This window comes from Arthrobacter sp. MYb221 (assembly GCF_002979835.1).
GTDB lineage: Bacteria > Actinomycetota > Actinomycetes > Actinomycetales > Micrococcaceae > Glutamicibacter.
This window is the reverse complement of record NZ_PCPW01000002.1, coordinates 387021-401624: the sequence shown is the minus strand read 5'-3', so window position 1 is coordinate 401624 and position 14604 is coordinate 387021. Positions and strand designations below refer to the sequence as shown.

The window sequence follows — 14604 nt, the reverse complement described above, 5'->3', positions numbered from 1 at the left end:
GCAGACCGAACGGTTCCGGCCGCTAATGAACGTAGAAATGGAGTCACCAGATGACGATGAGCAATGAGCAGGCCACCTGGTTCCACGAGGCCTTCACCAAAATCGTGGAAAACATCGGCAAATCGGTGCTGGGCAAAACACAGCCGGTCTCGCTGGTGCTCACCGCACTGATCGCCGAGGGGCATGTGCTGCTCGAAGATGCCCCGGGCACCGGCAAGACGATGCTCGCCCGCTCGTTGGCGGCCACGGTGAAGGGCACGAACTCGCGCATCCAGTTCACCCCCGACCTGCTGCCCTCGGACGTCACCGGCATCACCATTTATGACCAGAAAACTCAGCAGTTTGAATTCCACCGCGGCCCCATTTTCGCCAACCTGGTGCTGGCAGATGAGATCAACCGCGCCTCGCCCAAGACGCAGTCTGCCCTCTTGGAGGTGATGGAGGAAGGCCGGGTCACCGTGGACGGCGTAACGTATCCGCAGCAGCGCCCCTTCATGGTGATCGCCACGCAAAACCCGATCGAGCAGGCCGGAACCTACCGGCTGCCCGAGGCGCAGCTCGACCGTTTTCTGATCAAGACCTCCATCGGCTACCCGGATCGTGCGGCCACCGTCGCCCTCTTGGCCGGCAGCGCGACCAAAGACCGATCGGCCTCGCTGAGCCCGGTGATCACCACCGAAGCCGTGGCGGATATGGCGGACTTGGCCTCTGGTACGCATGTGGATGAGGCGGTCCTGGAATACGTAGCGGCGCTATGCGAGGCGACCCGCGAAGCGTCTGAAACGCGGCTAGGCGTCTCCGTGCGCGGGGCTCTGGGCATGGTGCGTGCCGCGAAAGTCTGGGCGGCGTCTCAGGGGCGAAATTACGTATTGCCCGATGACATCAAGGAGCTGGCACCATACGTCTGGCCACACCGACTCGTGCTGGATCCGGAGGCCGAATTCACCGGAACCACGGCGGCACAGATTATCTCCAACGCACTGCGCAGCGTACCTGCCCCGACGCGCCGTGGATCCGAGGCCAAAGAGCCAGTAGCGGAGCAAGCATGAGCCTTCGGACGAAACGCCGCACACCGGACCGCACGACCGGCCCGGTGTTGAAGCGTACCGTCAACCGGTCGGCGAGCCTGATCAGCGAGTCGTGGCTCATCGCCAAGCAGACTCTTGCACCAAGCGCCCAAGCGGCGCGTCGTTGGGTCACTCGTTTTATTGCGCCGGCATCCAGAATCATCTCGCCCTTGGGCTTTGTCATTTTAGCTACCGCAGTGTTGCTCTGGCTGCTCGGAGCACTCTTTGGCTGGCAGGAAGCATGGCTGGGCGCCCTGATGGCGGCGGTGCTGCTGGCTGCCGCGGTGTTTTTCATCCTGGGACGCAGCGACTTTTTGGTGTCGCTTGACCTGAACCGCACCAGGGTTGCGGTCGGCGACCGGGCCGTCGGCGCGCTCCAGGTCAAAAACACCGCTGGCAAAACCTCGCACGGCTCCACCATGGAACTTCCGGTGGGTTCCGGCACCGCCCAGTTCCGCATCCCTCGGCTCGCAGCCGGGGAAAGCCACGAAGATCTCTTCACCATCCCCACCCGCCGCCGTGCGGTCCTGTCGGTGGGGCCAATTCTCTCGGTACGCCAAGACCCCTTCGGACTGTTGCGCCGGCAGGTGAAATGGACGGACGAATACGAACTATTCATCCATCCGAAAACAACTCCGCTTGCGGGCTCCACCGCGGGATTCATTCGCGACCTCGAAGGCATGAGCACCAAGGATCTGTCATCCTCTGACGTTTCCTTCCATGCCCTGCGCGACTACGCGCCGGGAGACGACCGCAGGCATATTCATTGGAAGTCCTCGGCACGCACCGGTGAGCTGATGGTGCGCCAGTTCGAAGAGACCAGGCGTTCGCATCTGGCGGTGGCGCTTTCGCTGAACCTCGACGAGTACGGCGCAGATGAGCTCGAAGATCTTGAACTTGCGGTCAGCGTGGCCGCTTCCATCGGCTGGCAGGCAATTTCCGAACAGCGGAACCTTTCAACTTTCACTCAGGATGGGCCGATTCGTACCGAAAACGGCCGGAACCTGTTGGACGGGCTCACCCGAGTCCAGGGGCAAAGCATGCTGCGGGACACCTTCGTGGAACTGACCCGGCACACCGCAGACAAGGTTCCCAACGCCTCGGTGGTTTTCATCCTCACCGGGGCCTCTGCCACCGCTGCGGAGCTGCGCAAGGCAGCAATGCATGTGCCATTGGGCGTGCGCGCCATCGCCATTCGATGCGGGCTCGGGCTGGATGCTTCCAGAGCCAATATTGGTGAACTGACCGTACTGACCCTAGGCAATTTAGATGAGCTCGGGTTGCTCCTGAAGCGGGCGACGTCATGAGCCAAAAACTTTCACTGGCCCGCTACGGCATAGACGCGGCATGCATCGGCGTAGCGCTGCTGCTCGGAGCACTGGGGCTATGGGACGCCTACGGCGGCAGCATGCATTTCATGCTCGCCTGCCTGAGCGGCATCATCGCCGGGCTCGCCTTAGCCTGGGCGAATGTCTGGTTTCGCTTGGGAACCTGGCAGACGCTGGCTTGGCTTGCGGGGATCTACCTCATCTTGGGCACCGTGATGGCAACTCCGCGCGAGGCGCTCTTCGGCATGATCCCCACCCTCGAATCGGTGCGCATCTTGCTGGCCGGCGTGGTGCTGTCTTGGAAAGACATGCTCACCGTGGCACCACCGGTTGGCGAATTTGGCGGCATGCTGATCGTTGCCTTCCTGACGACGCTGCTGACCGCACTGCTCGCGGGTTTGGCGGCTTGGCATCTGCGTTCGCCGTTTTACACGCTGCTGCCGGTACTTGCCATGTTCGTGATCGGCATTGTCTTCGGCACACGCGAGGTGCCGGTGCCCGTTTTGCGCGGCAGCGCCTTCATCGCGTTGCTGGTCGGCTGGCTGGCCTGGCGCCGCTATATGGGGACCAAGCTGAAGGACGGATTCCGTTCGCTGAACCACGGCGAGGAGGAAACCCACTCTGCACAGCTAGCATTGCTGCGCCGAGTCGCGCTGGGCGTGGTGGTCCTCCTTGGCGCGGCAGCGGTCACCGCGGCGGCGGCCCCTTTGCTCAGCCCGCAGACGCCCCGACAGGTATTGCGCGATGCGCTGGAACCACCGGTGGATCTCTATGACTTCCCAAGCCCTTTGACTCGTTTCCGCAAGTACGTGAAAACCATGGCCGATGACACCATGCTCACGGTCAAGGGACTTCCGGAAGGCGAACGAATCCGCTTGGCAGCCCTTGATTCCTATAACGGGATGGTTTTCAATGTTGACCCTAAATCCGGTGGAAACTTTTCTCCCGTGGGTGATTCCTCCGATATTCGCGCGACCGGTTCTCTGGACGGGCGCGCGAATGGTGTGCTGGACATCGAGATCAACGATTACAACGGAGTGTGGTTGCCGGCCGGGGGCCGGCTGACGGGGATCGAGCTCACCGGCGAACGCAAGGACGAACTCGCTCGTACATTGTTCTACAGCGAGCAGGCCGAGACCGCGTTGAGCTCTATTGGGCTCCATGAAGGAGATGCCTACACGGCCCATGTGCAATTTCCCGGGCACCCAAGCGATGAGCAGTTGGCGCAACTGGATTTTGCCGAATTGCGGATGCCCGATCTGGCCAACGTACCGGCCTTGGCCGCAGCAAGATCTGCGGACTTCGTAGGCTCGGGAACCGGGGATGCGAACCGAGCACGAAGCCTGGAAACGTCGCTGAACAACAGCGGTTTCTTTTCCAACGGCGCCGAAGGCCAAGTGCCCTCGCTCTCTGGGCACGGCGCCGGACGAATCACCAATTTGCTTGACGCGGAGCAGATGATCGGCGATGACGAACAGTATGCGGCAGCCATGGCGCTGATGGCCCGCGAGCAGGGAATTCCTGCCCGCGTGGTGATGGGTTTTTACCCGGAGGAATACGATGAGGCGCAAGCCATCAAGTTGACCGGTTCGGATGTCCACGCCTGGGTCGAAATCGCTTTTGAAGGCGTTGGCTGGGTTCCTTTCAACCCGACACCGGACGAAGATGAGCAACCCACACCACCGGAGCAAGAACCCAAAGCTGTCCCGCAGCCACAGGTTTTGCAACCGCCTCCGCCGGGACAAGATGAAGCAAAGCTTCCACCGGAAACCGCGCCGGAGCCGCAAGAGGTCGAGGAGGAACTGGAGACTTTCTGGGAACGCTTCGGAACGCTCATTATTATTACCGCGGTGTCCCTCGGCTCGCTGTTGGTACTGCTCTCCCCATTGCTGCTGATCCTTGCCCTGAAGATTCGCCGCCGCAAGCGCCGTGCAAACCAAGGAAACTTGGGCGAGCGAGTCTCAGGTGGTTGGCAAGAAGTGCTCAGCCACGCGACCGATCTGCGGGTACTCACCGCCGCCGGCGCAACCCGCAAGGAAAACGCGAAGATCTTGGCCGAGGGGTTCCCGAAGTTGCGCAGGCAAAGTTTGGCACTGGCCGAGAAAGCGGACCGGGCCACCTTCTCCAGGGAAGTTCCGAACGCGCAAGAAGTCACCGATTATTGGCTGGCCGTTGACGAGCAGACCGAAGCGATGAGGTCCACCGCGACTTATTGGCAGCAACTACGCGCTAAATTCTCTCCCCGTTCGCTAATCCATGAACTGGTGGGTACGCTAGCCCGCTCGGGCATGCGCTCTGAACGCAAGAATCAAACTGTCGGTATTGTAAATCCGCACCAATCTAAGGAGTAACCTATGGCTGCCACTTTGAATTTAGTTGATGCCTCTGCCGTCAAACGATTGGGTGCGTGGTTGGTGGACAACGTGCCCCTTGCGGTGCTTGCCACGATTTTCCTTCCATGGCTTGGAGCTAAAACCGAGCAAGCTGCGCTGAGCGGCGATGGGGCGGGCCAAATCGCTGGGATCTGGTTGTTGTTCGTCTTGCTTTCGGTCGCATACACCGCCTTCTTGTGGTGGTGGGAAGCAACTCAGGGCAAGACCTTGGGCAATATTGCGCTCGGGATCCGCACCACCGATATGCAGGGACATGTTCCCGGCTGGGGACCGGTCATCGTGCGCCGGTTGCTGATTGCCTTGGCGGGCATTGTTCCGTTGGCCGGGCCGGTGCTCATGGTCGTATCGAATCTCTTTGATTCAAATGGCAAGCGCCAAGGCTGGCATGACCAGGTCGCTAACTCGCTAGTCATGGACGTGAAGGCGGGCCGGGACCCGCTGTCCAGCGGTGGCGTGCACGGACCGCAGTCCTTTGCGCCGGAAGAGCAGAGCGTAGAGCAACCGGCTCCAGGCCAAGGGGCGCAGCCGCAGGACCGCCACGATGATTCGCACGCGGTGATCGATTCGGTGCCAGGCGCGGCACGTACACGCGAGGGCCAAGATCAAGCACCCGAGACGAACCTGGTACCGGCCAAGGCTCGGCCGTCGGCCGATGCACCGTCGCCAGCGAATGCTGCGGGGCCGCTGGAGGAGGACCAGCCGGCCGCGCAAACACCTGCAGGCAACCTCGCAGAGGAGGAATCCGGGCACACCCGGCTGCGTTCCGAAGTGCCCTCGCCGGCAAACTCCGCAGGGCAGCCGGAGGAAGGCCAGCCAGCCGAGGAGCCGGCTGCCGGCCAACATGCCGATGAGGAATCCGGGCATACCCAGCTTCGCTCCGAAGCATCACCCGAAGTCCGGCTGGTGCTCGATGACGGGGAAGCCTACGTCCTTGGCGAAAGTGCGTTGCTTGGCCGCAACCCCGCCGCCGACGACGGCGAAGCGGTACAGGAACTCATCGTATTGATCGATCCGGATCGTTCGGTTTCGAAAACCCATCTGCTGGTCCAGCGTGGGACCAGCGGAGTATGGGTCACCGATCGCAATTCGAGCAACGGCTCGTTGGTGCAAAGCGCCGACGGCAGCACTCAGCAGGTGGCCCCCGGACAGCCGGTGCAAGTGAAAATTGGTGAGACGGTAGTCATCGGTGATCGTTCCTTCAAGGTGGAAGGCGCGTGAGCGAGCCGCCCGTCGCGTTGTCGCTGAGTATCCGCCACGGTCAGGCCACCGACCGCGGCCTGCGCCGCGCGGTTAATGAGGACAGCATCCTGGCTACCGAATCGCTGTTCGCGGTGGCCGACGGAATGGGTGGGCACGAAGCAGGGGAAATCGCCAGTTCGCTCTGCGTGCAAACATTGGAAGCTGGATACCAACTCGCCGGCGGCGTCCTTGCCGCCGAGCAGATCCAGTCGTTGGTGCTTGAAGCTGATCAGGTGGTCACCCAGATCGCTGCGGGTCGTGGCGGCACCACCCTCACCGGTGCCGCGGTGGTCTATGAACAGAACCAAGCGCACTGGCTGATTTTCAATGTGGGGGACTCGCGGACCTATCGGCTATCCCGCGAGGGCTTGGAGCAGGTCACCGTGGACCATTCCGAAGTCCAAGAACTGGTGCAGCGCGGACAGCTCGAAGAGAGCTTGGCCGCACAGCATCCACGCCGACACGTGATCACCAGAGCCTTGGGGATGGGTAGCGACAACAGGGCGGACTATTGGCTGTTGCCGGTCCGATCCGAAGAACGGCTGCTGATATGTTCGGACGGGCTCAGCAGCGAACTCGCGGATCCGGAGATCCAGCAGATCCTGACGCGACTGCAAGACCCGCAGCAAGCCGCCGAGGAATTGATCCAGGCGGCCCTGCGGGCCGGCGGGCGAGACAATGTGAGCGTGATTGTTGCTGACGTGCACTCCGGGCAAAACTACGATATAGACGACACCATGCCGCGTCAGCTGATCGCGGTCGATGAAGAGGAGAGCTCATGAGCAGCCTGCATTACGTACCAGGAGACCAGTACGCACTGGTTGGCCGAGAGCATGTGATCTTACTGCCCGCAGATACATCCCATGAGCAAGTCCTGGCATTGTGGGGCCAGATGAACGGCTCGTCGTCGGTTGAATCGCTGCTCGGTGAGTTTCTTGCGCTGGCCGAGATGAAGATCAGCTCCATGCCGCCCTTCGCGATCGTCTCGCGTGCCGCCTCACCGCATGTGGTGGTGCGTGGCGAGATGAGTTTTACGGTCGGCAGCCCTCGGGGCGAACAGCAAGCCAGCGGAACCGACGTCGCCACCTGGCAGGAGCGCCGCTTCGCCGCGGCTGAAACCTGGACCGTGAGCGGCTCGCAGCCAACTGGCGCAGCAGGACAGCTCCCGCTCAACGAAGGAATTGTGCGCGCAGCGCAAGTCTCCTTTGGCCAGCTGCACGCCGCGGAGACTACGGAATCCCAGTCCGTGGGTGAACCAGCGGATCGCGCCTCGCACGAAGCACAGCCGTCCGCGGCGGCCAAGGAAAAGGCCGCGCCGGCAAACAGCCAAGCTGCCAGCGAAACCGAGGCCGCACCGGAAGCCGCACAGAAGCCGGACGAAGCCCTGCCGGATTCGAAGGCTGATGTGCTGTCCGAACCTGTCGCGCAGGTAGAAGCCGAAGCCACGCCGGAAGCCGCCAGCGCCGCGCTGCGGCCGTCGGCTATCGAAGAGAAAGCACAAGCCGAGCCGAATGCGGGCAATAAGCCCGCGCAGGTCGCGCCGCTGGACCTGGAGACGACGCAGGACCCCGAAAACTTTGCAGAGGTTGATCATGCCTCCGAGGTGTCCTTGGCCGGTGATCTCTTGGGCCGTCGTGGTGAAAGCAGCACCCAGTACACCCAATGGGACCTCGATATCGATGACGGGGACACCATCATTAAATCCAGCCCCGCGGCCCGGGCAAAACCGGCGCCGGCCACCGCGGCTCCTTCGGCCGGGGACCACGACGGGCAGACTATCATGCGCGCTGACCTGCCCGAACGCGCCAAGGCTCCGGAAACAGCGGTGGTTCCAGAGGTTCCCGATGCCGAAGACGGGACGCAGCACAACGAATTCACCCTGGCCCGGGTCTGCCTCAAAGGCCATGCCAATCCGCCAACGGCGTCGACCTGCAGTGCCTGCGCGGCGATGCTGACCGGCGAAGCCCGCCAGGTGAGACGACCGGCCTTAGGCAAGATGTTTGTCACGGACACCGCCGGTGCCCGTGAATCCGCGCATGAGCTCACCCGTTCGGTGATCGTGGGACGTCAGCCGAGCTCCCACGGTTCCCAAGATGCCAAGCAGCCAAAGCTGATCCGGGTGGACAGCCCCAGCGGAGATATTTCGCGTTCGCACTTGCAGGTGCGCTTGGAAGGTTGGCACGTGGAACTGGTGGATTTGGGCGCCACGAATGGGACGGTGCTTTTGCGCGAGGGACAGGCTCCGCGACGCTTGGGGAAATCCGAGTCGGTGCTTCTGCTCAGTGGAGATGTGGCCGATTTAGGCGACGGCGTAAGCCTGCGCTTTGAGGATCTTCCATGAGTTCCAAGCGTCCTCCGGCGCAGGCCCCGGATATCCCGGGGTTCACCTACCTCAGCCCATTGGGCACCGGCGGGTTCTCAGACGTTTTTCTCTATGAGCAGCACCGTCCGCACCGCAAGGTAGCGGTCAAGGTGCTGTTGGCCGACGTCTCCGGCCCCGAAGCGCGCCGTCGCTTCGAGGATGAGGCAAATCTAATGGCCCAGTTGTCCACCCACCCCTATATCGTCACCATATATCAAGCCGAGATTACCGCTGATTCCCGCTCCTACCTGGCTATGGAGTATTGCTCGCGTCCGGGCTTGGACACCCGCTACCGGCGCAGCCCACTGCGGGTGGACGAGGCTCTGGCCCTAGGCATCCAAATTTGCTCCGCGGTGGAAACTGCCCACCGTGCAGGGATCATTCACCGCGATATCAAACCGGCCAACGTGCTCACCACCGATTACAACCGTCCGGCACTGACCGACTTTGGCATATCCGGGACCTCGGACACCAACGTCACCGGGTTGTCGATTCCGTGGTCCGCACCCGAAGCTTTCGAGACTAGCGCCCCGCCCGGGGTGCATATGGATGTGTATTCGCTCGGCGCGACGATTTACACGGTATTGGCCGGGCATTCTCCTTTCGTACGTCCCGGCGGAGACAATGCTCAGACCGCGTTGATCGAGCGGATTACCAATTCGCCGCTCACCGGGTTGCAGCGTCCGGACGTGCCGGCTTCGCTGAATCAGGTGCTCGCGGCGGCCATGGCGAAAAACCCGCGCTCGCGCTTCGGCTCGGCGGCCGAACTGGCCCGCGCCCTGCAGCGCATTCAAGTTGAGTTGGGCTTGTCCGTGACTTCCTTTGAGGTTTTGGACGACTCGCTGCACGAGCCGACGCATGACCAAGAATCCGAGGCCACGCGGGTACGCAGCGTGCAGTCCATCGACGACGCGCAACGTCCGGCTGCCAGCCCGCTGATCTCCGGCGTCCCCGGCCAGCGTGCCGGGCGCGGCGACGCAGCGGGCCGCCCCAGGGCATTCGCGCCGGGCAAAGCCACCCCGAGATTCGAATCCGTGCGTGCAGCGCAGCCGGTTCCGGCCCCCGAAGTGATTGGGCCGCAGGACGTTGCCCCGGGCGAACCGGCTCCCAATAAGTTTCCGCGAGCGCTGATCCTCGCCGCGGTCCTCTCGGTGCTCTTGGTGGCTGCGGTATTGGGCTTGAATCAGCTGACCCAGGATCGTGATGACCCACGTCTTGTCGGCCCCACATTGGGCGGCAATGAACAACCCGCCGACGCGTTGCCCGGCGGCACCGTCCCGCAGGTGACAAACTTCGAATACTCGACGGTGGGGGAGACAATCACCTTTAAATGGCAGAACCCGGAGCCGAATAACGGTGATTTCTACCGTTGGTCGCCGGTCACCGCAACGAGTACCGGGGCGGTGAAGCAGACCAACTCGGCCAGCGCCACGCTGCCACGCTCTGCGCAAGAAACCTGCCTGCAGGTCAAGCTCGTGCGCGATGACGGCCGGGTTTCGGAACCTGCCCGGTTCTGCACCTCGGCAGCGAGCGAGGGAACCTCATGAGCGAAGAAGCCCACGTCGAATACTGCGGCCAGTGGTTTGGCATCAACGCGGACCAAGTGTTCACTATCGGACGCGAGGGGGACCTGGCGGTGGATGACAACCCGTATCTGCATCGAAATTTCCTGACCGTGAGCAAATATGAAGGCATGTGGTGGCTGTCCAACGTCGGGAGCCGGCTGACCGCGACGGTGGCCGATAAAACCGGCGGGCTGCAGGCCTGGTTGTCTCCTGGATCCCGGCTGCCACTGGTCTTCAACCGGACCTCGGTGGTATTCACCGCGGGGCCAACCACCTACGAGCTCGGGGTGCATGTCGCGCGCCCGGCCTTCCGGCAGGAAGCGAATGCTGCGGATCCGGATGGGGCGACCACCATCGGACCGGTGACCTTGACCGAATCCCAGCGTGCGCTGGTCATCGCGTTGGCCGAGCCGATGCTGCGCCGCGATGGAACCGGGCTCAGCTCCATACCTTCGAGCAATAAGGCGGCCGAACGCCTGGGTTGGGCGATCACCAAATTCAATCGAAAGCTCGATAACGTCTGCGACAAACTGGATAAGGCCGGGATAGCGGGGCTGCGTGGCGGGCCCGGAAAATTGGCCAGCAATCGAAAGGCCCGGCTGGTGGAGCATGCGGTGAGCTCCCGGCTGGTCACTCGTGCAGATTTGGCCATGCTGGACCGGGCGCTGCCCGACGAGGACTGAGCGAGGAACAAAAAGCAAAAGGTTCTCGGGACAAAACCAAGGGTTTTGTCCCGAGAACCATTAACGCTGGTGACGTGCCGCTAGCGTCGGCCTAAGCTCCAGCCGAGGCGGGGAGTCAGCGCGCGGCGTTTGCGAATGCGTGCCACGCGCTGTGGTTCGACTGGCATATCGTTTTCTGCCGGTGCGGCGGTGCCCATCGCCGTGAGCAGCGCGGTAACCGCCGCGAGTTCCTCGGCGCTGGGCTTGCCCTTGGTCACGGTGATGAGGGCGGCCGCATTGGCGGTGCTTTGCTCGGGCACAGGCTACTCCTTGAGAAAATTAGTTGCTGGTCAATGAGTCCGCCGCTTACAGCGGGATATTGCCGTGCTTCTTCGGGGGCAGGGTCACATGCTTTTCACGCAGCGCGCGCAGCCCGCGCACTAGCTGCAGGCGGGTCTCGCTCGGGGCGATCACCGCGTCGATGTAGCCAAGCTCGGCGGCCTGGTACGGGTTGAGCAGCTCCGCCTCGTAGTCCTCGATAATTTGCTTGCGGCGCGCCTCGACGTCTCCGCCTTCGGCTTCTACCGCGGCCAGATCGCGGCGGTAGAGAATATTCACCGCGCCCTGTGCTCCCATGACGCCGATCTGCGCCGTCGGCCATGCCAGGTTGAGGTCTGCGCCAAGCTTCTTGGAGCCCATCACGATGTACGCTCCGCCGTAGGCCTTGCGGGTGATCACGGTCAGCTTCGGCACGGTCGCCTCGGCGTAGGCATAGAGCAGCTTCGCGCCGCGGCGGATGATGCCCTGGAATTCCTGGTCCTTGCCGGGCAGGAAGCCCGGGACGTCCACGAAGGTCAGGATCGGGATATTAAAGGCATCGCAATTGCGCACGAAGCGGGCTGCCTTCTCCGAGGCGGCGATATCCAAGGTGCCGGCAAACTGCATCGGCTGGTTGGCGACCACGCCTACGGTGCGCCCCTCGACGCGGGCGTAGCCGATCATGACGTTCGGCGCGTAGAGCGCCTGCATCTCGAAGAAGTGAGCGTCATCGACAACCGACTCGATCACCTTGCGCATGTCATATGGCTGGTTCGCGGAATCGGGAATTAATGTGTCCAGGGACAGGTCATCGTCGTTGAGTTCCAGGTCCTCGTCGAATTCGGCGATAATCCCGTCGGCGAGGTTCGAGGAAGGCAGGAAGTCCAGCAGTTCCTTGCAGAACTCCACGGCGTCTTCCTCGTCGGTGGCCAGATAGGTGGAGGTGCCGGTGTTCGCGTTGTGCTGGCGTGCGCCGCCCAGGGACTCCATGTCGATCTCTTCGCCGGTGACGGTCTTGATGACGTCGGGGCCGGTGATGAACATGTGGCTGGTCTTGTCGACCATGATCACGTAGTCGGTCAGCGCGGGGGAGTACGCCGCGCCGCCGGCGCTCGGGCCCATGATCAGTGAAATCTGCGGGACGACGCCGGAGGCGTGGACGTTGTTGCGGAAGATGTCCGCGAACATGGCCAGCGAGGCGACGCCTTCCTGGATGCGTGCTCCGCCGCCGTCGAGGATGCCGACGACCGGGCAGCCATTGCGCAGCGCAAATTCCTGGACCTTGACGATTTTCTCGCCATTGACCTTGGAGAGGGAACCGCCGTAGACGGTGAAGTCCTGCGAGTACACGGCGACAAGGCGGCCATCCACGGTGCCGTAACCGGAAACGAGCCCATCGCCCAGGGGCTTCTTCTTTTCCATGCCGAAGGCGGTGGAGCGGTGCACTGCAAGGGCATCAAATTCGACGAAGGAGTCTTCGTCCATCAGCATCTCGATGCGTTCGCGTGCGGTGTGCTTGCCGCGGGCGTGCTGCTTTTCGATGGCGGCTTCACCCGAAGGCGCCTGTGCCAGATTCTGGCGGCGGCGGAATTCGGCAAGCTTGCCGGCGGTGGTGGACAGATCGATTGATTCTTCCGTCTCGGTACGGCCCTGCGTCATGCCTTCGACTCCCTCGGGTTATGTCTTATGTGTAGGAATGGCACAAGAAAAATGCCAACTAAGTCAGTCTAACCGGGAAAATTTCGGTTTTTGTTGTAGGAAACTTACAAATTGGCCCCGAGGAGAACGTGAAGCACGCCAGAATAAGTTACTCACGAGTAGCTTAGTGTGGCGACATCGCGTAATCTAGGTCACATGATTAATGAATCGCGAGCCGACATCGCCCCTGACATTTCACAACTTAGCGGCCGAACCATCGTGATGAGCGGTGGAAGCCGCGGCATCGGATTGGCCATCGCCGAAGCTGCGGCAAAAGCCGGAGCAAATATTGTCTTGCTGTCAAAGACAGACACGCCACACCCCACTCTGGAAGGCACCATTCATTCTGCGGTAGCGAAGATCAACGCCGCCGGAGGCCAGGGGCTGGCGGTAGTCGGAGACGTGCGCGAAGATGCGGACGTCCGGCGCGTGGTCGATGCGGCGGTCGAAAAATTCGGCGGCATCGACATCGTCATCAACAACGCCTCCGCCATCAACCTGGCCAAAACGGATGACCTGGACATGAAGCGCTACGACCTGATGCAGGACATCAACGTGCGCGGCACCTTCCTGCTGTCCAAAACCGCGCTTCCCTACCTGCGCCAATCGACGCACGCGCATATTCTCACCTTGTCGCCGCCGCTGAACCTCGACCCGCACTGGGCGGGCCTGCACCTGGGCTACACGATGGCCAAATATGGCATGTCATTGACCACCCTCGGGCTGGCCGAAGAGCTCAAGGGCGAGGGCGTCGGGGTGAATTCCCTGTGGCCGGCAACTCTCATCGATACCGCAGCCATCCGGAGCTTGCCAGAGGGAATGAAAATGATTCAGGCAGCACGCACCACGGACATCGTTGCGGACGCGGCGATGTGCATCCTGGCCAGCACTCCGTCTTCGGTGAGCGGGAATTTCTTCACCGACACCCAGGTGCTGGAGCTTTCCGGGGTAACCGACCTGGAAAAGTACTCGGTGAATCCCCAGGCCCAACTCATCGAGGACATTTTCCTTTAGAACCGAAGTTCGGTGCCGTGCGTGTCATAGAGTTGAAGGATGAATCCTGAAACATCCCCGGCACGCGCGGCACTGGACCCGTTGCCGCTTCATGAATTGGCCGCGCAACTGCGGCTGGGATTTATCAAGGTGCTCGCTACCTCGGGTTCCACCAACACCGAGCTTGCCCAGCTGGCAAGCTCCGGCGCCGCCGGGCACCTGAGCGTCCTATTCAGCGAGCATCAGCAGCAGGGCAAGGGGCGGTTGGGCCGCGAATGGGTAACGCCGGCCGGGTCGGCCATCACGGTCAGCGTCCTCGCTTCGCCGGGCACTGCCATGGAGCCAGAGTCCTTGTCCTGGTACACCATGCTGGCGGCACTGGCCTGGTCGCAGGCCGTAGAGGAACTAGCGCCGGTGAAGCCGCGCATCAAATGGCCCAATGATCTGCTTGCCGGAGACCGGAAAATCTGTGGAATTCTTGCCCAGCTGGTGCAGACGCCGCAAGGATTCGCTGTAGTCGTTGGAACCGGGATCAATGTAGATCAAGAAGCCTCGGAGCTTCCCGTTGCCACGGCAACCTCGCTGCGACTAGCCAGCGGCACCCGGGTCGACCGCGGTGAGCTCCTAGCCGAATATCTGCGTCGCTTCACCGCATTGGATGCCGCGTTTCGTGCGGTGGGCGGGCAGAGCACCGCGTCGCTCGGAGAATATTCCGGCCACTCCTTGCGCGACCTCGTCGCGGCTCGTCTGGCCACCCTGGAGCAGGACGTCCGCGTCGAATTCCCCGATGGATCGCAGCTGCTCGGACGTGCGGTGCAGCTGGCCGAGGACGGAGCGCTGGTGGTGGAAAACGCTTCGGGGCAGCGCCGACGAATCTTGGCAGGCGACGTGCACCACGTGCGGCGCGCCGACGGCAAATACGCGTAACAGGCGAAGCACAGAATACGCGGACTAGTATTAGTGGAGAAGACTGTACAGA

12 protein-coding genes are annotated in these 14604 nt (G+C 62.3%); 10 read left to right on the top strand and 2 right to left on the bottom strand.

Annotation, left to right across the window (positions count from 1 at the left end; translation table 11 throughout):
* Positions 1 to 50 precede the first annotated feature (50 nt).
* The 8 genes from CQ015_RS04310 to CQ015_RS04275 are packed head-to-tail and all read left to right on the top strand — an operon-like array spanning position 51 to position 10637.
* Positions 51 to 1049, top strand: coding sequence for a MoxR family ATPase (locus CQ015_RS04310; RefSeq protein WP_105649467.1), 999 nt, complete (start codon positions 51 to 53; stop codon positions 1047 to 1049).
* A complete protein-coding gene (locus CQ015_RS04305) occupies positions 1046 to 2374 on the top strand; it encodes a DUF58 domain-containing protein (RefSeq protein WP_105649466.1) in 1329 nt (442 codons plus the stop codon). The genes CQ015_RS04310 and CQ015_RS04305 overlap by 4 nt, the downstream gene beginning before the upstream one ends.
* Positions 2371 to 4746, top strand: coding sequence for a transglutaminase family protein (locus tag CQ015_RS04300; RefSeq protein ID WP_105649465.1), 2376 nt, complete (start codon positions 2371 to 2373; stop codon positions 4744 to 4746). Before CQ015_RS04305 ends, CQ015_RS04300 begins: the two co-directional genes overlap by 4 nt.
* A gap of 3 nt (positions 4747 to 4749) precedes the next feature.
* The gene (locus CQ015_RS04295) at positions 4750 to 6006 is read left to right on the top strand and encodes an RDD family protein (protein WP_105649464.1); all 1257 of its coding nucleotides are present in this window, start codon (positions 4750 to 4752) and stop codon (positions 6004 to 6006) included.
* Entirely contained in the window at positions 6003 to 6809 is an 807-nt protein-coding gene (locus CQ015_RS04290) for a PP2C family serine/threonine-protein phosphatase (protein WP_105649463.1), read from the top strand. Before CQ015_RS04295 ends, CQ015_RS04290 begins: the two co-directional genes overlap by 4 nt.
* Positions 6806 to 8368 (top strand): FHA domain-containing protein, encoded by a 1563-nt coding sequence (locus CQ015_RS04285; protein WP_105649462.1) that lies wholly within the window; start codon positions 6806 to 6808, stop codon positions 8366 to 8368. Before CQ015_RS04290 ends, CQ015_RS04285 begins: the two co-directional genes overlap by 4 nt.
* A complete protein-coding gene (locus tag CQ015_RS04280) occupies positions 8365 to 9936 on the top strand; it encodes a serine/threonine-protein kinase (protein WP_105649461.1) in 1572 nt (523 codons plus the stop codon). Before CQ015_RS04285 ends, CQ015_RS04280 begins: the two co-directional genes overlap by 4 nt.
* Positions 9933 to 10637 (top strand): hypothetical protein, encoded by a 705-nt coding sequence (locus CQ015_RS04275; RefSeq protein ID WP_105649460.1) that lies wholly within the window; start codon positions 9933 to 9935, stop codon positions 10635 to 10637. The genes CQ015_RS04280 and CQ015_RS04275 overlap by 4 nt, the downstream gene beginning before the upstream one ends.
* An 80-nt stretch (positions 10638 to 10717) precedes the next feature.
* On the opposite strand, the gene CQ015_RS04270 is transcribed toward CQ015_RS04275, so the two are convergent.
* Positions 10718 to 10936, bottom strand: a complete 219-nt coding sequence (locus CQ015_RS04270; RefSeq protein WP_105553821.1) for an acyl-CoA carboxylase subunit epsilon — start codon at positions 10934 to 10936, stop codon at positions 10718 to 10720.
* A gap of 46 nt (positions 10937 to 10982) precedes the next feature.
* Positions 10983 to 12593 carry an acyl-CoA carboxylase subunit beta gene (locus tag CQ015_RS04265; protein ID WP_105649459.1) on the bottom strand — a complete coding sequence of 537 codons (1611 nt, stop codon included), beginning with the start codon at positions 12591 to 12593 and terminating at the stop codon, positions 10983 to 10985.
* A gap of 195 nt (positions 12594 to 12788) precedes the next feature.
* Between CQ015_RS04265 and CQ015_RS04260 the strand changes: the two genes are divergently transcribed.
* Both CQ015_RS04260 and CQ015_RS04255 read left to right on the top strand, forming a co-directional pair.
* Positions 12789 to 13646 (top strand): NAD(P)-dependent oxidoreductase, encoded by an 858-nt coding sequence (locus CQ015_RS04260; protein WP_105649458.1) that lies wholly within the window; start codon positions 12789 to 12791, stop codon positions 13644 to 13646.
* A gap of 39 nt (positions 13647 to 13685) precedes the next feature.
* Positions 13686 to 14552 (top strand): biotin--[acetyl-CoA-carboxylase] ligase, encoded by an 867-nt coding sequence (locus CQ015_RS04255; protein WP_105649457.1) that lies wholly within the window; start codon positions 13686 to 13688, stop codon positions 14550 to 14552.
* Positions 14553 to 14604 lie beyond the last annotated feature (52 nt).